Annotated in this window: 19 protein-coding genes; 11 read left to right on the top strand and 8 right to left on the bottom strand. The window is 65.7% G+C overall.

Annotation, left to right across the window (positions count from 1 at the left end; all coding sequences use genetic code 11):
* The first annotated feature begins 91 nt into the window (after window positions 1-91).
* The 3 genes from rpoB to AC2S9W_RS18075 all read left to right on the top strand — a co-directional run bounded on the left by rpoB (window position 92) and on the right by AC2S9W_RS18075 (window position 9,746).
* A complete protein-coding gene (gene rpoB, locus AC2S9W_RS18085) occupies window positions 92-4,270 on the top strand; it encodes a DNA-directed RNA polymerase subunit beta (RefSeq protein WP_076076244.1) in 4,179 nt (1,392 codons plus the stop codon).
* Between the two features lie 53 nt (window positions 4,271-4,323).
* Window positions 4,324-8,607 carry a DNA-directed RNA polymerase subunit beta' gene (gene rpoC, locus AC2S9W_RS18080; protein WP_067109266.1) on the top strand — a complete coding sequence of 1,428 codons (4,284 nt, stop codon included), beginning with the start codon at window positions 4,324-4,326 and terminating at the stop codon, window positions 8,605-8,607.
* Window positions 8,608-8,999: 392 nt separating this feature from the next.
* Entirely contained in the window at window positions 9,000-9,746 is a 747-nt protein-coding gene (locus tag AC2S9W_RS18075) for a protein-S-isoprenylcysteine O-methyltransferase (protein WP_475282774.1), read from the top strand.
* Window positions 9,747-9,846: 100 nt separating this feature from the next.
* Here AC2S9W_RS18075 and AC2S9W_RS18070 read toward each other — a convergent pair whose 3' ends face one another.
* Window positions 9,847-10,026 carry a PspC domain-containing protein gene (locus AC2S9W_RS18070; RefSeq protein ID WP_067109263.1) on the bottom strand — a complete coding sequence of 60 codons (180 nt, stop codon included), beginning with the start codon at window positions 10,024-10,026 and terminating at the stop codon, window positions 9,847-9,849.
* 58 nt (window positions 10,027-10,084) lie between these two features.
* Window positions 10,085-10,210, bottom strand: a complete 126-nt coding sequence (locus tag AC2S9W_RS18065) for a hypothetical protein (RefSeq protein WP_255211446.1) — start codon at window positions 10,208-10,210, stop codon at window positions 10,085-10,087.
* 337 nt (window positions 10,211-10,547) lie between these two features.
* On the opposite strand from AC2S9W_RS18065, the gene recF reads away from it, so the two are divergent.
* Window positions 10,548-11,657, top strand: a complete 1,110-nt coding sequence (gene recF, locus AC2S9W_RS18060; protein ID WP_076076243.1) for a DNA replication/repair protein RecF — start codon at window positions 10,548-10,550, stop codon at window positions 11,655-11,657.
* Window positions 11,658-11,720: 63 nt separating this feature from the next.
* Complete coding sequence (locus tag AC2S9W_RS18055) at window positions 11,721-12,038, top strand: hypothetical protein (protein WP_076076241.1); 318 nt, start codon at window positions 11,721-11,723, stop codon at window positions 12,036-12,038.
* Between the two features lie 12 nt (window positions 12,039-12,050).
* Here AC2S9W_RS18055 and AC2S9W_RS18050 read toward each other — a convergent pair whose 3' ends face one another.
* Entirely contained in the window at window positions 12,051-12,395 is a 345-nt protein-coding gene (locus AC2S9W_RS18050) for an arsenate reductase family protein (RefSeq protein WP_076076240.1), read from the bottom strand.
* Window positions 12,396-12,618: 223 nt separating this feature from the next.
* Between AC2S9W_RS18050 and AC2S9W_RS18045 the strand changes: the two genes are divergently transcribed.
* A complete protein-coding gene (locus AC2S9W_RS18045; protein WP_076078021.1) occupies window positions 12,619-13,317 on the top strand; it encodes a murein L,D-transpeptidase catalytic domain family protein in 699 nt (232 codons plus the stop codon).
* A gap of 318 nt (window positions 13,318-13,635) precedes the next feature.
* Here AC2S9W_RS18045 and AC2S9W_RS18040 read toward each other — a convergent pair whose 3' ends face one another.
* The 4 genes from AC2S9W_RS18040 to AC2S9W_RS18025 form a co-directional block, all read right to left on the bottom strand.
* Window positions 13,636-14,985, bottom strand: coding sequence for a L,D-transpeptidase family protein (locus tag AC2S9W_RS18040; RefSeq protein ID WP_234002448.1), 1,350 nt, complete (start codon window positions 14,983-14,985; stop codon window positions 13,636-13,638).
* Window positions 14,986-15,360: 375 nt separating this feature from the next.
* On the bottom strand, window positions 15,361-16,722 hold the full coding sequence (gene accC, locus AC2S9W_RS18035; protein ID WP_076076237.1) for an acetyl-CoA carboxylase biotin carboxylase subunit: 1,362 nt from the start codon (window positions 16,720-16,722) through the stop codon (window positions 15,361-15,363).
* 8 nt (window positions 16,723-16,730) lie between these two features.
* Window positions 16,731-17,210 (bottom strand): acetyl-CoA carboxylase biotin carboxyl carrier protein, encoded by a 480-nt coding sequence (accB, locus tag AC2S9W_RS18030; protein ID WP_104959776.1) that lies wholly within the window; start codon window positions 17,208-17,210, stop codon window positions 16,731-16,733.
* Window positions 17,211-17,279: 69 nt separating this feature from the next.
* Window positions 17,280-17,732 (bottom strand): type II 3-dehydroquinate dehydratase, encoded by a 453-nt coding sequence (locus tag AC2S9W_RS18025; RefSeq protein ID WP_076076234.1) that lies wholly within the window; start codon window positions 17,730-17,732, stop codon window positions 17,280-17,282.
* Between the two features lie 78 nt (window positions 17,733-17,810).
* Here AC2S9W_RS18025 and thiS point away from each other — a divergent pair, with 78 nt between their 5' ends.
* From thiS to AC2S9W_RS18010, 3 genes are read left to right on the top strand one after another with little or no spacing between them, the layout of a single operon-like run.
* Window positions 17,811-18,011 carry a sulfur carrier protein ThiS gene (gene thiS / locus AC2S9W_RS18020; protein WP_174521678.1) on the top strand — a complete coding sequence of 67 codons (201 nt, stop codon included), beginning with the start codon at window positions 17,811-17,813 and terminating at the stop codon, window positions 18,009-18,011.
* Entirely contained in the window at window positions 18,011-18,361 is a 351-nt protein-coding gene (locus tag AC2S9W_RS18015; RefSeq protein WP_067113501.1) for a VOC family protein, read from the top strand. The genes thiS and AC2S9W_RS18015 overlap by 1 nt, the downstream gene beginning before the upstream one ends.
* A gap of 2 nt (window positions 18,362-18,363) precedes the next feature.
* A complete protein-coding gene (locus AC2S9W_RS18010) occupies window positions 18,364-19,140 on the top strand; it encodes a bifunctional sulfur carrier protein/thiazole synthase protein (RefSeq protein WP_076076231.1) in 777 nt (258 codons plus the stop codon).
* 113 nt (window positions 19,141-19,253) lie between these two features.
* Here AC2S9W_RS18010 and AC2S9W_RS18005 read toward each other — a convergent pair whose 3' ends face one another.
* Window positions 19,254-20,642 (bottom strand): DUF1254 domain-containing protein, encoded by a 1,389-nt coding sequence (locus AC2S9W_RS18005; protein ID WP_076076229.1) that lies wholly within the window; start codon window positions 20,640-20,642, stop codon window positions 19,254-19,256.
* Window positions 20,643-21,297: 655 nt separating this feature from the next.
* Between AC2S9W_RS18005 and AC2S9W_RS18000 the strand changes: the two genes are divergently transcribed.
* Together AC2S9W_RS18000 and AC2S9W_RS17995 are read left to right on the top strand one after the other, a co-directional pair.
* The gene (locus tag AC2S9W_RS18000) at window positions 21,298-22,032 is read left to right on the top strand and encodes a Crp/Fnr family transcriptional regulator (RefSeq protein ID WP_104959775.1); all 735 of its coding nucleotides are present in this window, start codon (window positions 21,298-21,300) and stop codon (window positions 22,030-22,032) included.
* Window positions 22,033-22,148: 116 nt separating this feature from the next.
* Window positions 22,149-22,331: a CsbD family protein gene (locus tag AC2S9W_RS17995; RefSeq protein WP_067112520.1), complete on the top strand. Its 183-nt coding sequence runs from the start codon at window positions 22,149-22,151 to the stop codon at window positions 22,329-22,331.
* Window positions 22,332-22,341: the final 10 nt, after the last annotated feature.

Here is a 22,341-nt window from a genome sequence, read left to right as displayed (position 1 = left end):
AAGCTGCGGTAAACCGGCAACGGTTGCCTGCGGCCTTTTTGCGTCCCTATCGCGCTCGCGACTTGATTTTTTGCAGGCGAGACAATCACATATGGCGACCAAGGCGACGTCGGTGGGCAAGGCCCTCGAAGCAACCGCAAGCAAGCGAATCCGCAAGCTGTTCGGCAACATCCACGAAGCGGTGGAAATGCCCAACCTCATCGAGGTGCAGCGCGAATCCTATGAACAGTTTCTGCGGTCCGACCCCTCGGTCGGCTATGTCTCGGGCCTCGAAAAGACGCTGCGCAGCGTTTTCCCGATCCGCGATTTCGCCGGCACCGCCGAACTCGACTTCGTCCACTACGAACTCGAAGATCCGAAATACGACGTCGAGGAATGCCGTCAGCGCGGCATCACCTATGCGGCGCCGATGAAGGTCACGCTGCGCCTGATCGTGTTCGAGGTCGATAGCGAAACCGACACCCGCTCGGTCCTCGATATCAAGGAGCAGGACGTCTACATGGGCGACATGCCGCTCATGACCGAGAACGGCACCTTCTTCATCAACGGCACCGAGCGCGTCATCGTGTCGCAGATGCACCGTTCGCCGGGCGTGCTCTTCGACCACGACCGCGGCAAGACCCATTCGTCGGGCAAATATCTGTTTGCCGCGCGCGTCATTCCCTATCGCGGCTCATGGCTCGATTTCGAGTTCGACGCCAAGGACATCGTCAACGTCCGCATCGACCGCAAGCGCAAGCTGCCGGTCACGACTCTGCTTTATGCGCTGGGCATGTCGGGCGAGGACATCCTCAATTTCTTCTACGACCGCCTCGTCTTCGAGCGCGCCGAGAACGGCTGGAAGGTGCCCTTCGTCGTCGAGAACTGGCGCGGTGCCAAGCCCGCGTTCGACGTCGTCGACGCCAAGACCGGCGAAGTCGTCTTTGCGGCGGGCCACAAGATCAGCCCGCGTCTCGCCAACAAGGCGGCGAAGGACGGGCTCGACACGCTGCTGATCCCGACCGAGGAGATCTTCGGCCGCTATTCGGCCTATGACCTGATCAACGACGCGACCGGCGAGATCTATATCGAGGCCGGCGACGAAGTGACGGCCGAGAATCTCGAAAAGATGGACGCGGCGGGCATCGACAAGCTGGTGCTGCTCGACATCGACCACAACAACACCGGCCCGTGGATCCGCAACACGCTGAAGGCCGACAAGGCCGAGGACCGCGACCAGGCGCTGAGCGATATCTATCGCGTCATGCGCCCCGGCGAACCGCCGACGCGCGAGACGGCGGAAGCGCTGTTCGGCGGCCTCTTCTTCGACCCCGAGCGTTACGACCTGTCGGCGGTCGGTCGCGTCAAGCTCAACATGCGCCTCGGCCTCGATGCCGAGGACACGGTGACGACGCTGCGCAGCGAGGACATCCTCGCCGTGGTTAAGGAATTGGTGAACCTGAAGGACGGCAAGGGCGAGATCGACGATATCGACAATCTCGGCAACCGCCGCGTCCGTTCGGTCGGCGAACTGCTGGAAAATCAGTATCGCGTCGGCTTGCTGCGCATGGAGCGCGCGGTGAAGGAGCGCATGTCGTCGGTCGACGTGTCGACCGTCATGCCGAACGACCTGATCAACGCGAAGCCCGCGGTCGCCGCGGTGCGCGAATTCTTCGGCTCGTCGCAGCTTTCGCAGTTCATGGACCAGACCAACCCGCTGTCCGAAGTCACGCACAAGCGCCGCGTCTCGGCGCTCGGGCCGGGCGGTCTGACGCGTGAGCGCGCGGGCTTCGAGGTCCGCGACGTCCACCCGACGCACTATGGCCGCATCTGTCCGATCGAAACGCCGGAAGGTCCGAACATCGGGCTGATCAACAGCCTCGCGACCTTTGCGCGCGTCAATAAATACGGCTTCATCGAGACGCCGTATCGCCGCATCGTCGACGGCAAGGTGACCAACGAGGTCGTCTATCTGTCGGCGATGGAGGAATCGAAGCACACCGTCGCGCAGGCGAACGCCGATCTCAACCCCGACGGCAGCTTCGCCGAGGAACTGATCTCGGCGCGCGAGGCGGGCGAATTCCTGATGGCGCCGAAGGGCCAGATCACGCTGATGGACGTGTCGCCGAAGCAGCTCGTTTCGGTCGCGGCGTCGCTGATCCCCTTCCTCGAGAACGACGACGCCAACCGCGCGCTGATGGGATCGAACATGCAGCGTCAGGCGGTGCCGCTGCTGCGGGCCGAGGCGCCCGTGGTCGGCACCGGCATGGAAGGCACCGTCGCGCGCGATTCGGGCGCGGCTATCGCGGCGCGCCGCGGCGGCATCGTTGACCAGGTCGACGCGACCCGCATCGTCATCCGCGCGACCGACATGGTCGAACCGGGCAAGTCGGGCGTCGACATCTATCGCCTGCAGAAGTTCCAGCGCTCGAACCAGAACACCTGCATCAACCAGCGCCCGCTGGTGAAGGTGGGTGAGGTGATCCGCACCGGCGACATCATCGCCGACGGTCCGTCGACCGAACTGGGCGAACTGGCGCTCGGCAAGAATGTGCTCGTCGCCTTCATGCCGTGGAACGGCTATAATTATGAGGACTCGATCCTCATTTCCGAGCGCATCGTGAAGGACGACGTCTTCACCTCGATCCATATCGAGGAGTTCGAGGTCACCGCGCGCGACACGCGCCTTGGGCCGGAAGACATCACCCGCGACATTCCGAACGTCGGCGAGGAAGCGCTGCGCAACCTCGACGAGGCGGGCATCGTCTATATCGGCGCCGAGGTCGGCCCGGGCGACATCCTGGTCGGCAAGATCACGCCGAAGGGCGAAAGCCCGATGACGCCGGAAGAAAAGCTGCTGCGCGCCATCTTCGGCGAAAAGGCGAGCGACGTGCGCGACACCTCGCTGCGCCTGCCGCCGGGCGTGTCGGGCACGGTCGTCGAGGTTCGCGTCTTCAACCGCCACGGCATCGACAAGGACGAGCGCGCGATCGCGATCGAACGCGAGGAGATCGAGCGGCTGAAGCAGGACGCCGACGACGAACGCTCGATCCTCAACCGCGCGACCTTCTCCAGCCTCAAGGAACTGCTGGTCGGCCAGACCACAAGCGCGGTGCCGAAGGGCATGAAGAAGGGCGAGGCGCTGACCGAAGAGCAGCTTGTCGAGCTCGAACGCTCCGACTGGTGGAAGCTCGCCGTCGTCGACGACCGCGCACAGGCCGCGCTCGAAGCGATCAAGGCGCAATATGACGAGGCGATCAAGCGCATCAACGCGAAATATGAGGATCGTGTCGAAAAGCTGCAGCGCGGCGACGAACTGGCGCCCGGCGTGCTCAAGATGGTCAAGGTGTTCGTCGCGATCAAGCGCAAGCTGCAGTCGGGCGACAAGATGGCCGGCCGTCACGGCAACAAGGGCATCATCAGCCGCATCCTGCCGATCGAGGACATGCCGTTCCTCGAGGATGGGACGCACGTCGATGTCGTGCTCAACCCGCTGGGCGTGCCGAGCCGCATGAACGTGGGGCAGATCCTCGAAACGCACCTAGGCTGGGCATCGCGCGGCTTCGGGCGGCAGATCACCGCGGCGCTCGACGAGTGGCGCGCGGCGAACCCGAACCCGGAAGCGGCATCGCCGCCCGAGGCGGTCCGCGAGGCGCTGCTCAACGCCTATGGCGAGGACTATGCCGCCGACATCGAGGCGCGGACGCCCGATCAGGTCGTCGACCTCGCCGGGCGGCTGTCGCTGGGCGTGCCCTTCGCGACGCCGGTGTTCGACGGCGCGCGCGAGGGCGACGTGTCGGCGATGCTCGAACGCGCCGGGCTCGATCGCTCGGGTCAGGTCGATCTGTATGACGGCCGCACCGGCGATCGCTTCGACCGCCGGGTGACGGTGGGATATATGTATATCCTCAAGCTGCACCACCTGGTCGACGACAAGATCCACGCGCGGTCGATCGGCCCCTACAGCCTCGTCACCCAGCAGCCGCTGGGCGGTAAGGCGCAGTTCGGCGGCCAGCGCTTCGGCGAGATGGAGGTCTGGGCGCTCCAGGCCTATGGCGCGGCCTACACGCTGCAGGAAATGCTGACGGTGAAGTCCGACGACGTGATCGGCCGCACCAAGGTCTATGAAGCGATCGTCAAGGGCGACGACACCTTCGAGGCCGGCATTCCCGAAAGCTTCAACGTGCTGGTCAAGGAAATGCGCTCGCTGGGCCTCAACGTCGAACTGTCGTCCTATGCGGACGAAGATCCCGACGAAGGTCCGGACGCTCTTCCCGAAGCCGCCGAATGATTTTTTCCTCACCCCTCTCGCTTGCCGCGAGAGGGGAAGATGGAGCCTGAAATATGAACCAGCTTACCAACTTCATGAACCCGGTGGCGAAGCCCGAAACCTTCGACATGATCAAGATCGGCATCGCCAGCCCCGAGCGTATCCGCTCGTGGTCGTTCGGCGAGATCAAGAAGCCCGAGACGATCAACTACCGCACGTTCAAGCCCGAGCGCGACGGCCTGTTCTGCGCGCGCATCTTCGGTCCGATCAAGGATTACGAATGCCTGTGCGGCAAGTACAAGCGCATGAAATACAAGGGAATCGTGTGCGAGAAGTGCGGCGTCGAGGTCACGGTGACCAAGGTCCGCCGCGAGCGCATGGGCCATATCGAACTCGCCGCGCCGGTCGCGCACATCTGGTTCCTGAAGTCGCTGCCGTCGCGCATCGGCCTGCTGCTCGACATGCAGCTCAAGCAGCTTGAGCGCGTTCTCTATTTCGAGGCCTATATCGTCCTCGAACCCGGCCTGACGCCGCTGGAGAAGTTCCAGCTTTTGACCGAGGACGAACTGCTCGACGCGCAGGACGAATATGGCGAGGACGCCTTCTCGGCCGGGATCGGTGCCGAGGCGATCCGCGTGCTGCTCGAGAATCTCGATCTCGAACAGGAACGCAGCGATCTGATGGAAGAGCTGGCGACGACCAAGTCGGAGCTGAAGCCCAAGAAGATCATCAAGCGCCTGAAGGTCGTCGAAAGCTTCATCGAATCGGGCAACCGTCCCGAATGGATGATCCTGGAAGTCATCCCCGTGATCCCGCCCGAACTGCGCCCGCTGGTGCCGCTCGACGGCGGCCGCTTCGCGACCTCGGACCTCAACGACCTCTACCGCCGCGTCATCAACCGCAACAACCGTCTGAAAAGGCTGATGGAACTGCGCGCGCCGGACATCATCGTCCGCAACGAAAAGCGCATGCTGCAGGAAGCCGTCGACGCATTGTTCGACAACGGCCGCCGCGGCCGCACGATCACCGGCGCCAACAAGCGTCCGCTCAAGTCGCTGTCCGACATGCTTAAGGGCAAGCAGGGCCGCTTCCGCCAGAACCTGCTTGGCAAGCGCGTCGACTATTCGGGCCGTTCGGTCATCGTGACCGGCCCCGAACTCAAGCTTCACCAGTGCGGCCTGCCCAAGAAGATGGCGCTCGAACTGTTCAAGCCCTTCATCTACGCGCGCCTCGACGCCAAGGGTCTGTCGATGACCCTGAAGCAGGCGAAGAAGTGGGTCGAGAAGGAACGCAAGGAAGTCTGGGACATCCTCGACGAGGTGATCCGCGAGCATCCGGTGCTGCTGAACCGCGCGCCGACGCTCCACCGCCTCGGCATCCAGGCGTTCGAGCCGGTGCTGATCGAGGGCAAGGCGATTCAGCTTCACCCACTGGTCTGCGCCGCGTTCAACGCCGACTTCGACGGCGATCAGATGGCCGTGCACGTCCCGCTGTCGCTCGAAGCGCAGCTCGAAGCGCGCGTGCTGATGATGTCGACCAACAACATCCTGTCCCCCGCGAACGGCAAGCCGATCATCGTGCCGTCGCAGGATATGGTCCTCGGTCTCTATTATCTGTCGATGGAGCGCGAGGGTGAGCCCGGCGAGGGCATGCTGCTCGCCGACATGGCCGAGGTGCACCAGGCGCTCTACACGGGCGCGGTGACGCTGCACACGCGCGTCATCAGCCGCGTCCCGCAGACCGATGAGCAGGGTAACAGCTACCTCAAGCGGTTCGAGACCACCCCGGGGCGCATGCTGATCGGCGAATGCCTGCCGAAGTCGCACACCGTGCCCTTCGACGTCGTCAACCGCCTCCTCACCAAGAAGGAGATCGGCGACGTCATCGACCAGGTCTATCGCCATACCGGGCAGAAGGAGACGGTGCTGTTCGCCGACGCGATCATGGCGCTGGGCTTCCGTCACGCCTTCCGTGCCGGCATCTCGTTCGGCAAGGACGACATGATCATCCCGGCGGCCAAGGAGAAGCTGGTCGACGAGACGCGCGCCCTGGTGAAGGATTTCGAGCAGCAGTATCAGGACGGCCTGATCACGCAGCAGGAAAAATACAACAAGGCGATCGACGCCTGGTCGCAGTGCGGCGACAAGGTTGCAAACGCGATGATGGACGAGATTCGCGCGACGCCGAAGCTCGACGACGGTCGCCTCGCGCCGATCAACTCGATCTACATGATGGCGCACTCGGGTGCCCGCGGTTCGCAGGCGCAGATGAAGCAGCTCGCCGGCATGCGCGGGCTGATGGCCAAGCCGTCGGGCGAGATCATCGAAACGCCGATCATCTCGAACTTCAAGGAAGGTCTGACCGTCCTCGAATATTTCAACTCGACCCACGGCGCCCGCAAGGGCCTGGCGGACACGGCGCTCAAGACGGCGAACTCGGGCTATCTGACCCGCCGTCTCGTCGACGTGTCACAGGATTGCGTGGTGATCGAGGAGGATTGCGGCACCGATCGCGGCATGGAAATGCGCGCGATCGTGCAGGGCGGATCGGTGATCGCGTCGCTCGGCGAGCGCATCCTCGGCCGCACGACGCTCGAGGACGTCACCGATTCCGACGGCACGCTGCTTGCGCCGGTCGGAACGCTGCTCGACGAAGCCACGGTCGCGAAGATCGAGGAGGCCGAGGTTCAGGCGGTCAAGATTCGCAGCCCGCTCGTTTGCGAAGCGGCGCTGGGCGTCTGCGCCAAATGCTATGGCCGCGACCTCGCGCGCGGCACGCCGGTGAACATCGGTGAAGCGGTCGGCGTCATCGCGGCGCAGTCGATCGGCGAGCCGGGCACGCAGCTCACGATGCGGACCTTTCACATCGGCGGCGCCGCGCAGGTCAACGAACAGTCGAACCTGGAGGCGATCTCCGACGGCACGATCGAATATCGCGACATGGAAACGATCGTCGATCAGCGCGGCCGCCGTCTGGCGCTGTCGCGTTCGGGCGAGATCGCGGTCATCGACCCCGAGGGCCGCGAGCGCGCGACCCATCGCCTGCCCTATGGTGCGCAGATCATGCACAAGGACGGCGAAAAGGTGAAGAAGGGCGACCGGATCGCCGAATGGGATCCGTTCACCATGCCGCTGATCACCGAAAAGAACGGTGTCGTGAAGTATCAGGACCTGATCGACGGCAAGACGCTGGCCGAACAGGTCGACGAGGCGACCGGCATCGCGCAGCGCGTCGTCATCGAATATCGCGCCACGGGCCGCGGCAAGAAGGAAGAGCTCCAGCCGCGACTGACCCTGCTCGACGAGACGAGCGGCGAAGCGGCGCGCTACCTGCTCGCGGTCGGCACGATGATCTCGGTCGACGACGGGCAGGACGTGAAGGCGGGCGACGTGCTGGCGCGCGTCACGCGTGAAGCGTCGAAGACGCGCGACATCACCGGCGGTCTGCCGCGCGTCGCCGAACTGTTCGAGGCGCGCATCCCCAAGGATAATTCGGTGATCGCCAAGATCAGCGGCCGCATCGAATTCGTCAAGGATTACAAGGCGAAGCGCAAGATCGCGATCGTTCCGGAAGAAGGCGATCCGGTCGAATATCTGATCCCCAAGTCGAAGGTGCTCGAGGTGCAGGAAGGCGACTATGTGAAGCGCGGCGACGCGCTGATCAGCGGCTCGCCCAACCCGCACGACATCCTTGACGTCATGGGGGTCGAGGCACTGGCCGAGTTCCTCGTCGCGGAGATCCAGGAAGTCTATCGACTCCAGGGCGTGAAGATCAACGACAAGCACATCGAGGTGATCGTCCGCCAGATGCTGCAGAAGGTCGAGATCACCGACGGCGGCGACACCACGCTGCTGCCGGGCGAGCAGCTCGATTATCTGGAGATGATGGAATATAACGCCAAGCTGCCCAAGAACGGCAAGCCTGCCGAGGGCCGCCCGGTCCTCCTCGGTATCACCAAGGCGAGCCTGCAGACGCGCAGCTTCGTCTCGGCGGCGTCCTTCCAGGAAACGACCCGCGTCCTCACCGAAGCATCGGTGCAGGGCAAGGTCGACTCGCTGATGGGCCTCAAGGAGAATGTCATCGTCGGCCGCCTGATCCCGGCGGGCACCGGCGCGGCGATGAACCGCGTCCGCGTCACCGCGTCGTCGAAGGACGCCGCGCTGCGCGCCGCCATGCGCGCCGCGAACGAGGCGCACCTCGTCGCGCCGCAGACGGCGGCCGAGGAGCATGCGGCCGAGCTGGCACAGGGCCCCGAAGCCGCGCTGGGCGACGATCCGCTCGGCAAGGTGCAGGGCGAGGACTTCACCACCGACGACGTGATGGTCGAGGACCGTCCCGAAGGCGGCGAGGAAGAATAAGCCTCACGCCGGCCCGACGGCCAAAGGAAAGAAGCCCCGCCGGAGCGATCCGGCGGGGCTTTCTTTTGGGAGTCCGGTGGCTCGCGAATATGTCTGCGTTCGGCACGGCCAATCCTTCCCGTTGCGCTACCCTGAACGGGATTGGTTCGTCTCCTCCCTTGGAACATGGCGGATCTCGCTCCCCGGCGAAAGCCGGGGTCCGGAAGCGGCAGCGCCATCTGGCATGGACCCGGCTTTCGCCGGGGAACAATTCCTGTCGGGCAGGGATAATCCCCAGCTTCAGGGGGCGCGGCCTGTCCTTGAACGAAGGTGAGGTCGGCCACGGATGTCGAAACGAGTTCGGCATGGGCAAGAGGCCGAGAGTTTCCGGTTGGCCCTCTTTTCAATAGATATTGAGAATCAATATCAAATATAGTAAGCGGCAGCCATCGACGCACGCATGGGAGGGAAAGATGGCGGACAAGGCGCAGCGACCGATCCTGAAAGGGCTGGTCATGGCGGCGACCGTGATCGTCGCTCTCGCGTTGTTGCTGGCTGCCGCGCTGCGATGGCGGGAGAATGGCTGGGGGGCGCTGGTCTGGCTCGCGGCCTTCGTCGCGACCTTCGCCATTCGCACGCCGCATGCGAAGCGCAACCGCGCCAATATCGTGGTCGATGCGCGCAAAGGACTGGACGAAATCCTGCTGCTTACGGCGATGTTTCTTGCGATGATGGTGCTGCCCCTTCTTCATCTTGTGGTAGGGGGTTTTGGCTTTGCCGACTATTCGCTGCCCGACTGGGCGACGGCGATCGGGGCGCTGGCGCAGCCCGCCTATCTGTGGCTGTTCTGGCGCAGCCATGCGGACCTTGGCCGTAACTGGAGTCCGGGGCTGGAGGTTCGCGACGGGCACCAGCTGGTTGCAAAGGGCATCTATGCCCGTATTCGCCATCCCATGTATGCTGCGATCTGGATATCGGCGCTCGCGCAGCCGCTGTTGATCCATAATTGGATCGCCGGCTTTCTGGTCGTGCCGGCCTTCGCGGCCATGTGGTTCCTTCGCGTTCCGAACGAGGAGGCTCTGATGCGCGGCCGTTTCGGCGACGCATGGGACGAATATTGCGCGCGCACCGGCCGTTTGTTCCCGAAAAGGGCGCGCTGAATCGATGAATGAAAAAGCCCGCCGGCGCGGCCGACGGGCTTCTGGTTCTGGAAATGGGCGGGCCGGTGCTGGCGCCTCGAAGGCGGCCGGCCCGGTGCTGCTAGGGCGCGAGGATCGCGACGGTCAGGTAGAGCAGCAGCGGCAGGCCGAAGCCGAGCAAGGTCAGCGCCACGAAGGCGACGCGTGTCCACAAGACGTCGAAGCCGAACTGATCGGCCAGGCCGGCACAGACCCCGAAGATCAGGCCGTCCTGACGATTCTTGCGAAAACCCTGTTTCATGTTGTTCCTTTCGATCCCAGCCACGGGGGCCGGCGTTGCTGGCGAAGGCGGCGGCTGGTCAGACGACCAGCGAGCCGACCTGCGCGTTCTGGGCGGCAATCGCCATCAGCAGGGCCGAGGCATAGAGCGATGCGAAGGCGGCAAGGGCGTAGCTCTTGAACGAGTCCATGTCGAAACGGGCCATTGTGAAGTTCCTTTCTTTCCTCCCATCCGGACTATCCGGTGGATGCCCCATGTTTTGCAGGGACCGTGCCAATTGCGTTCATTGGCGGTTCAGCGCGGTTTTTGCGGCTCTATTATTTTATTTCGCCGTGATAATTGCGCGATGATGGGAAAAAATGCCATTGATCGGTCAAATATATACAGCTTGGATCCGGCGGGCGTTTTTCGTCACCCCGCATGGAAGGCCGGTCCGCCCCCGGTTCGTGGCCAATGAACCCGCCCGCTGATCCCGCTGTCGCGCCGCACGGGGCGAAAGAGCGGTTTCCCTTGGCGTGGGAAATATCCTACGCGGAAAGCCGATGACGCTGATCCGCCTCTCGCTGACCGATTTTCGCAATCACGCCGGCGCGGATCTGGCCGCTGGTCCGGGGCTGGTCGCGCTCCACGGCGACAATGGCGCGGGCAAGACCAATATATTGGAGGCGATCTCGCTGCTCGCGCCGGGTCGCGGGCTGCGCCGCGCGCCGCTCGCCGAGATGGTGCGCGACGGGGCGAGCGGCGGCTTCGCGGTGTTCGCGGAGGTGCTTGCGGGCGACGATCTGCCGCCGGTCGCGCTCGGCACCGGGATCGAGCCCGCGCATCCGGGGCGGCGGCTGGTGCGGATCAACGGCGGCGCGGCGGCGGCGACCGCGCTCGGCGACTGGCTGGCGGTGCTGTGGCTCACCCCCGCGATGGACCGGCTGTTCGTCGAGACCGCGGGGAACCGGCGGCGCTTCCTCGACCGGCTGGTGCTGGCGCTCGATCCCCGCCACGCGCAGCACGGCAACCGCTACGAGGCGGCGCTGCGCGCGCGCGGCAAGCTGCTCGCCGACGCGACTTCGGCGGACCCGCAATGGCTTGCCAGTCTCGAAGCGCAACTCGCCGAGCATGGCGCCGCAATCGACGCGGCGCGGCAGCACACGCTCGCGGCGCTGTCCGCCGAACTGGCGCAGCAGCCCGACGCCCCCTTCGCGCGGCCGCTGCTGACGCTCGTCGACAGCGAAGGGGAGGCCCGCGCCGAACCATGGACGGCCGAGGCGCTGCGTGCGCTGTTCGCGGGGCGGCGGCGGATCGACGCGGCGGCGGGACGGGCGACCGCCGGGCCGCACCGCGACGATCTGTCCGCCGTCCACGCCGCGAGCGGCCGCGCGGCGGCGCGCTGTTCGACCGGCGAGCAAAAGGCAATGCTGCTCTCGCTCATCCTCGCGCACGGCGATTGCGTGGCGCGGGCGCGGGGGCGGCGGCCGGTGCTGCTACTCGACGAGGTCGCCGCGCACCTCGACCCCTCGCGCCGTGCCGCGCTCTATGAGCGGCTCGCGGGGCAGGGCGGGCAGGCATGGCTGACCGGAACCGAGCCGGCGCTGTTCGACGCGATGCCGGGCCCGGTGATGCGATTCCATATCGCGGGCGGTCGGATTTCGGCCGCATGAAGAATAACCAATGGGAGGTGCGGGATGCCGTGGAGACACTCAGCCACGCTGGTTGGCGCGCTGATGCTCGGTTCCGGGGCGGCCGCCGAGCCGCCTGCGGCGACGCCCTATGTGGAACTGATTGGACGGCTCGAAAATCTCCACGATTATCAATCGACGAACGATCCCGATGACGTGCTGGATCACGGCTGGATGACGGCCAGGCTGCACGTCTCGCGCGTGCTGAGCGGTCAGCGCCTGGCCCGCGTCATCACCGTCCGCTATTTCGGCCACACGCACATTCGGGACGGCCGGAAAATGCGCTGGAAGCTGCGACGCGGCGATGACGGGACGTATCTCATCTGTGTGCCGCCGGGCAGCGTTGGCGTGCAATGTCCGTGACGGGACGGCAGTCTAGAGAATTTCCCGTACCATGTCCTGCGGCCGGCAGTAACGCACGCCCTTGTCGGTTTCGACGAAGGGCCGGTTCACATAGGCGGGATTGGCCACCATCGCGGCGATGATCGCGTCCTCGTCCGCGTCGGGCAAGCCCCGCTCTTCGGCGTCGGTGCCGCGCAGGCGAAGCGCTTCGCGCGCCGTCAGCCCGGCGTCCGCGAAGAGTTGCCGCAGCTTGTCGGCGGTGTAGGGAGTCTTCAGATATTCGACGACCTCGACCTCGACGCCGGGCGTCTCTTCGAGGATGGCGAGGGTCTTGCGCGAGGTGCCGCAGGCCGGATTGTGCCAGATGGTCGCTTTCATGCGCTCGCTCCTACCGCGCGGGTCCGGCGCGGGCAAGGTCGTGAAAAAGGGCGCCGGCGTAAACCCGCTATTCATGGCGAATATGCCACATTCTCCCGCATGACGAAGCACGACCGTCTTGCCTTTGCCACGCGGACAGGCGCTTATGACGGTCGAGGAGCCGCCGGCTGGCGGCCGTTGCGGGGTTGGGTTGCACGTGAATGATATGATGGATCGCAGGGCGATGCTGGCGGCCTTGGCCGGTGCGGGGGCGATGGCCGCCGCCCCGGCCCGCGCGCAGCTCCCCGACTGGATTCGGCAGCCGGTGGCGCCGCCCGCGCCGCCGGTCGATTATCTGGCGGTCGCGCGCCAGCAGCTCGAACGGCAGGGCAACCGAATCGGCCAGACCGATCGCGTCGGCATCGTCGATTTCGGACTGCCCTCTTCGCGTCCGCGCTTCGCGCTCGTCGACCTCGTCGCGGGCACCATCGACCTCTATCCGGTGACCCACGGTCGCGGTTCCGACCCGCAGCACGACGGTTGGCTCAAGAGTTTCTCGAACCGCGTCGGATCGCTGGCCAGTTCGCGCGGCGCCTATCGCACCAGCGACTATTATTGGGGCGCCAACGGCTCGTCGATGCGCCTCGCGGGGCTGGAGCCCGACAACAGCAACGCCGACATCCGCGCGATCGTCGTCCACGGCGCCTGGTATGCCGACCCCGCGCTGATCGCGACGCAGGGCAAGCTCGGGCGCAGCGAAGGCTGCTTCGTGTTCGGCGAGGCGCTGCTGCCGCAAATCCTCTACAAGCTCGGCCCCGGACGCCTGCTCTTCGCCGACAAGCTGAGCGTATCGCCGCCGCCGGCGCCGTTCGAGCTGCCGCCGGTCGCGGACAATATCATCCGCACCGGCGCCAACGGAACGCTGCCCAAGACGGCGGATTAGGGCATGATCGTCCTCGACTGAAAAGGATAGTGTCCCCGCGAAGGCGGGGACACAGAGCATTCTGGCGCCGACGCTGGCTCTTTGTCGCTCTGGGCTCCCGCCTGCGCGGGAGCACGCGGCTGTCGGCTTAGACTCTGATAACTTTGGATTGACCTACCTCGTCATTGCGAGCGGAGCGAAGCAATCCAGGGCGGTTTACGCAAGCTCTGGATTCCCGCGCGGCTTCGCCGCTCGCAATGACGAGTCCATTCGATGTCATCCCGCTCCGGCTATTCAATGACGATCCCATGCAGCGTCACCCGGCTATGACCGTCAGGCTCAATAGATTCCGGTCGTCGCTTGCGTCGTGACGTTGGGGGCCGGGATCGTCGGCACCACGGTTGGCGGCGCCGGGGAGATGACGACCGCCGCGGTGCGGCCGGGCTTGGCAAAGCTGGCGACGACGGGCGCGTCGCGGCCATAGATGTCGGCGAGTTTCTTCACCCCGCCTTTGGCATCGGGAACGACCGTCCAATAGGCGACATAGACCGGGAAGGGATTTTCGAAGCCGAAGCGCGTCGTCTTGCCGCTCGCCACCGCCTCGCCGAACTCTTCGGGGCTGCGGCCGGCGAACATCACCGCCATCAGGCCCGAGAAGTGCAGCGCGCGCTCGGTGCGGATGCAGCCGTGGCTGAACGCGCGCGCCGCCTGCGCGAAGGCGCCCTTCGACGGCGTGTCGTGCAGGTAGATGGCGTGTTCGTTCAGCATCTCCATCTTCATCACGCCCAGCGCGTTGTTGGCGCCGGGCTGCTGCACGACCGACAGCGTCTTGCCGCTGCCCGTCCAGGTATAGCCCTGCGCGCGCGCGGAGGCGGGATTGCGCGCGATCGTCGCGCCGATGCCCTCGTTGATGATGCTGCGCGGCAGCGTCCAGGTCGGGTTGAGGATCACGCCCGTCGCCATCGGGTTGAGCTGCGGCGTCGGCGTCGACGGCTTGCCGACCACCGCCTTGTGCGTTGCGATGACGACGCCGTCGTGAACGACGCGAGTCAGATATTCGGGGACGTTGCTGACGACATAGCCCGACCCCAGGTCGCGCGGCATCCAGCGCCAGCGTTCCATGTTGACGCGGATCGCATTGGTGTCGGCGGGCGTCTTGGCGACGGCGAGCGCGGCCTTGAGCGCGGCGAAATCGGGATGGACCGGGTCGAGGCCGAGCAGCGCCTCGGGAACCGAATTGGACAGCAGCGCGGAGGTGAGCAATGCGATCAGCGGCGTCTGCTCGGCGTCGTTGTCGGTCATGAACCACTGCTTGCGCGCCGCGTTCGGCGTGCGCCCGTCGCGCATATGCGTCGCGAGCAGCAGGAAGCTGTCGGTCGCGACCTTGTCGAGCCGCGCCTGGTCGCCGCCGGCGATCGCGGCCTGCAGCCCGTCGGGGTTGTAATCCTTTGGAAACAATCCTTCGGCGCCGACATTGCCGATGAAGGCGAGCAGCGCCTTGGCATTGTTCGCCGACCAGTCGGGCAGATTGGCTTCGGCCAGCGTTTCGACGACGGGCGCGTCGTCGGTGACCTTGTCGGGTTGCAGGACGACCGAATCCTCCTTGACGTCGGTCGTCTGCGCGAGGGCTGGTGCGGCCGCGAAAAGAAGCGGCAGGGCGAATGCGAAGCGGGGGGAGAGTTTCGACATGCGCCCCGCCATAACCGAGTTTCCAAGGGTTTGGAAGCGCGGGACGGGTGGGCAGGGTGGCTCCGAATGGAGGTGGTGCCGGAGTTCGATGGCCTTGACCGGCGTCGCGATTGCGACCCCGGATTTGATCAGGGAGAAGCAATCTCGGAGCAATTCAGAGCGCCGTGCTTAATCCGGACCAACTGAAATCCGTTCGTGTCGAGCGAAGTCGAGACACCCATCGACGTAGCGCAAGGCCAATGGGTGTCTCGACTTCGCTCGACACGAACGGGACAGCGATTCAGGATAGAGGCGCGATGCTCCCGCCGCGCTCTGGATTGCCACGCGGTTTCGCTGCTCGCAACGACGCCGAATGGCCGGCTTCGGCCCCGCGCCCTACCCCTTCGCCTCGGCATCCTGCCGCGCGAGCCAGTCCTCGAGCCATTTGATCGTGTAGTTGCCGTCGATCACGTCTGGGTCGGCAAGCAGCGCCTGATGCAGCGGGATGTTGGTCTTGATCCCGCCGACGACCATCTCGTCGAGCGCGCGGCGCATCCGCATCATGCAGCTTTCGCGCGTCCGGCCATAGACGATCAGCTTGCCGATCATGCTGTCGTAATAAGGCGGGATCGCATAGCCCGCATAGAGCCCGCTATCGACGCGGACGTGCATGCCGCCCGCGGCGTGATATTGCGTCACCTTGCCCGGCGAGGGCAGGAAGCTGCGCGGGTCCTCGGCGTTGATCCGGCATTCGATCGCGTGGCCGCGGAATTCCAGATCCTCCTGACGGACCGACAGGCCGCGCCCGTCGGCGATGCGGATCTGTTCGCGGACGAGGTCGAAACCGGTGATCATCTCGGTCACCGGATGCTCGACCTGGATGCGGGTGTTCATCTCGATGAAGAAGAATTCGCCGTTTTCCCACAGAAACTCGATCGTGCCGGCGCCGCGATAGTGCATCTTCGCCATCGCATCGGCGCAGATCTGGCCCATGCGCGCGCGCTCCTCGGCCGAGATGACGGGCGAGGGCGCTTCCTCCAGCACCTTCTGGTGGCGGCGCTGGAGCGAGCAGTCGCGCTCGCCGAGGTGGATCGCATTGCCGTTGCCGTCGCCGAACACCTGAAATTCGATGTGGCGCGGATTGCCGAGATATTTCTCCATATAGACGGTCGGATCGCCGAATGCCGCCGCCGCCTCGCTCGATGCCTGGCCCATCAGGCTTTCGAGGCTGTCGGCGTCGGGAACGACCTTCATGCCGCGGCCGCCGCCGCCCGACGCCGCCTTGATCAGCACCGGATAGCCGATCTCCTCGGCCATCCGCTTCGCCTCGTCGCCATAGGTGACGGCGCCCGGCGAGCCGGGAACGACGGGCAGGCCCAGTTCGACCGCGGTGCGCTTGGCCTCGACCTTGTCGCCCATGGTGCGGATATGCTCGGGCTTGGGGCCGACGAAGGTGATGCCGTGCGCTTCGATGATCTCGGCGAAGCGCGCATTTTCCGACAGAAAACCGTAGCCGGGATGGATCGCGTCGGCGCCCGTCACCTCGGCCGCCGAAATGATCGCGGGAATGTTGAGATAGCTGTCCTTCGCCGCGGGCGGGCCGATGCATACCGCCTCGTCGGCGAGGCGGACGTGCATCGCGTCGGCGTCGGCGGTCGAATGCACCGCGACTGTCTTGATCCCCATTTCGTGGCAGGCGCGGTGGATGCGCAACGCGATCTCGCCGCGGTTGGCGATGACCAGTTTCTCGATCGTCATCGGATGAATCAGCCGATGGTGAACAGCGGCTGGTCGAACTCGACCGGCTGGCTGTTCTCGACATGCACGGCCTTCAGCGTGCCGGAGGTGGGGGCGGTGATCGGGTTCATCACCTTCATCGCCTCGATGATCAGGACGGTGTCGCCCTCCTTCACCGACGATCCGACGCTGGCGAAGGTCGGCGCCCCCGGTTCGGGCGCGAGATAGACGGTGCCGACCATCGGCGACTTGACCGCGTCGGCGAAGCTGTCGGCGGCGGGCGGCGGCGCCGCGGCGGGAGCGGGCGGCGCGAGGGGAACGGCGGCGGGGGCCGCGGGGGCGAAGGCGACAGGCGCGGCTGCGGCGGCGGTCAGCGTTCGCGCGACGCGCACCTTGCGGTCGCCGTCCTCGACCTCGATTTCCGAAAGCTGCGTGTCGTCGAGCAACTCGGCGAGCGCGCGGACGAAAGCCGGATCGATGTTGATGCCCTGATCCTTGTGGTCACCCATTGCGATAGTTCCTGTTGTTGTTGTGGTGCCTTGGTGGCACTCGACCCCTGTTCTGGTCGCGCCCTCTTGTCAGAGACGCGCGGCGGCGTCCAGCGCCAGCGTGTAGCTGTTCGCGCCGTGCCCCGCGAAATGCGCGGCCGCCGCCATGCCGATATAGCTGATATGGCGAAAGGATTCGCGGCTTTTCGGGTCCGATAGATGAACCTCGATCACCGGCACCGCGATCGACTTGATCGCATCGTGCAGCGCGATCGAGGTGTGCGTATAACCGCCGGCGTTGAGCAGCACCGCCTTCGCGCCCGCGAAATGCGCTTCGTGCAGCCAGTCGATCAGCACCCCCTCGTGGTTCGACTGGCGGCAGTCGACGGACAGGCCCAGCCAGGCCGCCTGCGCGGCCAGCCGCGCGTGGATGGCGTCCAGCGTATCGTGGCCGTAGATTTCGGGCTCGCGCGTGCCGAGCAGGTTGAGGTTGGGGCCCGAAAGGACGAAGACGACGGGGGTTTCGGAGGAGGTTTCCGGCAAAGACCTGGCTTTCGGTTGCGGCGGGGCTGGCTCCCCCTATATGGGCTGCACGGCGAAACGCAAAGAAGGGCAGCGGCGGTGATTGCGATCATCCTCAACGGAGAGCAGAGGCAGGTGCGCGGGGGCAGCATCGCCGACCTCGTCGCGTCGCTCGGGCTCGACGTGAAGAAGGTCGCGGTCGAACGCAATCGCGAGATCGTGCCGCGCTCGACCCTTGCCGACGTGGCGCTCGCGGACGGCGACGCGCTGGAAATCGTCCATTTCGTGGGAGGCGGCTGATGGCGGTCGCGCGGATCGTGCCCAATCGCTATGCCGGCGACGTCCGGGAAGGCGCGGGCTTTTTCAACGATGTGCTGGGGCTGGAAACGGCGATGGCGATCGATTTCATCACCATCTATCGTTCGTCCACCCAGCCGACGGCGCAGATCAGCGTCCTGACCGACGACCCGTCGGGGCTGCGGCCCGCCTATTCGGTGGGCGTCGATGACGTCGATGCGGTGCATGCCCGCGCGGTCGCGGCGGGGCACGAGATCGTCTACGCCCTGCGCGACGAGCCCTGGGGCGTTCGCCGGTTTTTCGTTCGCGATCCCCTCGGCGACATTGCGAACGTGGTGCAGAACAAGGATTGAATGTGGACAGAATCGACAGTTGGAGCGTTGCCGGGCGGACCTTCACGTCGCGGCTGATCGTCGGCACCGGCAAATACAGGGATTTTGAACAGAACGCCGCCGCGGTCGAGGCGTCGGGGGCACAGATCGTCACCGTCGCGGTGCGCCGCGTCAACGTGTTGGACCCGAATGCGCCGATGCTCACCGACTATATCGATCCGAAGAAGATCACCTATCTGCCCAACACCGCGGGCTGCTTCAGTGCCGACGACGCGATCCGCACGCTGCGCCTCGCGCGCGAGGCGGGCGGCTGGGACCTCGTCAAGCTGGAGGTACTGGGCGAGGCGAAGACGCTCTATCCGAACATGCGCGAAACTCTCCACGCGACCGAGGTGCTGGCGAAGGAGGGCTTCCTGCCGATGGTCTATTGCGTCGACGACCCGATCGCGGCGAAGCAGCTCGAGGATGCGGGCGCCGTCGCGGTCATGCCGCTTGGTGCGCCGATCGGGTCGGGGCTCGGCATCCAGAACCGGGTGACGATCCGCCTGATCGTCGAGGGTGCATCGGTGCCGGTGCTTGTCGATGCCGGCGTCGGCACCGCGAGCGACGCAGCGGTGGCGATGGAACTCGGCTGCGACGGGGTGCTGATGAACACCGCGATCGCCGAGGCGAAGGACCCGATCCGCATGGCGCGCGCGATGAAACTGGCGGTCGAAGCGGGGCGCGACGCCTATCTGTCCGGCCGCATGGGCCAGCGCCGCTACGCCGACCCGTCAAGCCCGCTCGCGGGGCTGATCTAGGCTACCGGAAAAAGCTGCATACTCCCGCGAAGGCGGGAGCCCATCTCCGGTCGGTGCAAGATGGAACCGGCCGGAGATGGATCCCCGCCTTCGCGGGGATACGGCGGTTTTGCTTAGGGCACCCGTTTCACCGGCGGCGGGGTCCAGCGTCCTTCCAGCGCCTCGCGCCGCGGCAGGTAGAGGCGCAGGTTCATCGTGAACGGTCCCGCGGGCGCGGGCAGCCAGTTGGCTTCCTTGTCGGTCCCCGGGCTGTCCGTCTGGATATAGAGGTCGAGCGAGCCGTCGGCGTTGAAGTTCAGCTTGTCGCGGTCGCCGATCGCGAAACGGCCCAACGGATTGGCGGCGAAGAACTGGTCGGCGCCGTACATGGTCAGCGACCAGAAGGCGTCGGCGGGCGGAATCCGCTCCTTGTCGAAATGGAGGACATAGCGCGCCGCGCCGTTCAGCGGCTTGCCGTCGCCGTCGATCGGCGCCATCGGATAGATGGCCTCCTCGGGCGGCAACGCGCCGAGCCCGGCATAGCCGATGAAGGCGCGCTGGAGGTAATCGTTGCCATAGACGCCGAGCGCATTGCCCAGCGCGACCCAGCCATCGCGGCTCAGCGGCACGCTCCGGCGTCGTTCGACAATGCGGCGATAGCCGTCCGCGGCGGCGCGCGTCAGCCCGCGCTGCACCGCCGGGTCGGCCTTGCCGAGATCGAAGCTCCGCCCCGCTTCCAGCCCGACCTTTTCCATGCGCAGCAGGATAGCGACGTCGGTGGCGTGTGGCGGATTGCGCTTCATCGTCTCGGCGAACAGCGCGAAAAAGGCGTCGGGCGCGAGCGCTGCGACCTGCTCGACCGGCGGCGTCGTCATGTCGACCGACGGATCGGCCTTCGCCGGTGCGGCGGCCGCCTGCGGCTTGCCCCATGCCGACAGCGGCGTCGCGGCATAGCGTGCCTGGAGCATGTGGACATGATCGTAATCGTCGGCGCCGTTGGTCTGGATGCGGCCGATGATCCAGCCCATGTCGGTTGGGCTGCGTACCATCCGCATGCCCTGGGGCAGCGTACCCTGCCAGTGCGGGCCGACGAGCGCGACGGTGCCGCCGTCATTGCCCGTGGTGCGCGTGCCGAGCGTCGCGAACACTTCGGTCCACATGTCCATGATCGGCACGACATGATAGCGCCCCGCCGTGTCGGGCAGCGTCAGGACCAGCGGTTCGTTCCCGACATCGTACCACAGGCTCGAATAGAGCGTGTCGGCGTTGGGCCGCACGACGTCCCTGAAGGTTGCGTCGGGATAGCGCCGCATGTGCGAAAACTGGTTCATCGGCGCGCGCAGCCGGCCTTCCCGGGCGTTGGTCGCGACGCGCCGCGTCACTTCCATCAGCACCATCGGATAGGCGTAGGCATAGGCTTCGAGACCGACGGCATAGGCCTCCTCCTCGCTCACCGGCGCCGCCCGCGTCGCGCCGGGCAGCAGGATCGTCGCCATCGCCATCAGGGCCAGCAGGCTTTTCATCGAACCGATCTCCTCGCAGATTTTCCGTCCCGCTAGCGTTCGCGGCGGCGCCAGTCTGTCATCCGGGCGACAATCTCCTGGGATTCCGGTTCCCGGCATTTGGAGCATCGAGCCTTAAATCTGACCTATCGTTCCGTTCGTGTCGAGCGAAGTCGGGACACTTGTCGGCCTTGCGCCACGCCGATGGGTGTCTCGACTTCGCTCGACACGAACGGATAAGGGGCGTTGCGGGTGTATGGCACGCCGCTCTATGGCCTGTGGGGATTCAGAGTCTATCGCCGCGATATTGTATAAAGCCGTGTTCCCCTGCCCTTCGACTGCCCGCAGGGCGGGCGCTCAGGATAAACTTCCGCCATAGGCGGAAGGCGGGGGTCCATCTTCGGCCGGTTCCATCTCGAAACCACCGCAGATGGGTCCCCGCCTTCGCGGGGACACACGATAAAGGACAGTTGCAAGATGAATCCCCACACGCCTTAGTATGGTGGAATCAAGGTTCTTGTCCTCATCGTCACCCCGGGCTTGACCCGGGGTCCCGCCTTTCCTCCGTCCGTGCGCGAAAGGAAGCGGGATTCCGGGCCAAGCCCGGGGTGACGGAATCGATGTGGCGAACTTCAGATTCAGGTAACTAGAACGACGGGCGGGAGGCCGGTTGGATATGGCGAGGGGGCAGGCGAAGCAGGGCGAGCACCGCTGGAGCCGCGAGGAGCGGCTGGAGATGCTGCGGTCCTGTCATCTTTTCGGCGCCTGGCCCGCGGCGCGGCTCGCCGATCTCGCGGCGATCGCGCGGGCCGGACATTATCCGCGCGGCACCGAAATCTATCCGCGCGATCCCCGGCGGCGCGAGGCTTTCGTCGTCGTCTCGGGCGGAATCGAGATCAGTCGCGTGTCGGCGGCGGGCAAGAAATTCGTGCTCGGCCTCGCCGGTCCGCGCGATGTGGTCGGCCTCGTGCGCCTGCTCGACCGCCAGCCCATCCATTTCGCCTATCGCGCGCATGCCGACAGCATCCTGCTCCACCTGCCCGCCGACGCGTTGATCGCGATCCTCGATGCGGAACCGGCGCTGTGGCGCGACATCGCGCTGTTCATGTGCGCGCGCCAGGGCGACAGCCTGCGGTTGCTCAACGACCAGCAGCTCGGCTCGCTCGAGCAGCGGATGGCGGCGACGCTCGTCGGGCTCGCGCGCATCCATGGCATCGCGGGCGAGGATGGTACCGAACTCGGCCTCCGCCTGCCGCAGGAACAGCTCGGCGCGATGCTGGGCGTGACGCGCCAGAGCGTCAACCGGCTGCTGCGTGGCTTCGAGGAGGCGGGGCTGATCGCGACCGATTACAATCGCATCACGATCCGCGATCCGCTGGCGCTCGACGGGATCGCCGCGGCGGGGGATTGATCCACCCGGGCCGCCTCGCGGACCGCGCGTTTTACCGCGCCCGTGGAACATGGGCCCGGTCGGTGCGTTGATCGGGCATGAGGCGATGCGGCCTCGATCAACAAGGAGATTCCCCCGTGGGTGAAATGAAAGACAAGGCCAAGGGCCTCGCGAACGAAGCGATCGGCAATGCGAAGCAGGCGGTCGGCAAGGCGACCGACAACGAGCGCCTGCGCGCCGAGGGCGAGCTTCAGGAACGCAAGGGCGAAGCGCAGAATCTCAGCGGCAAGGTGAAGGGCGCGCTCGGCGACAAGGTCTGACGATAGCCTT

Source organism: Sphingopyxis sp. 550B, from assembly GCF_057401805.1.
Note: the sequence above shows the minus strand (reverse complement) of the source record. Positions and strands in the feature narration are given on the sequence as shown.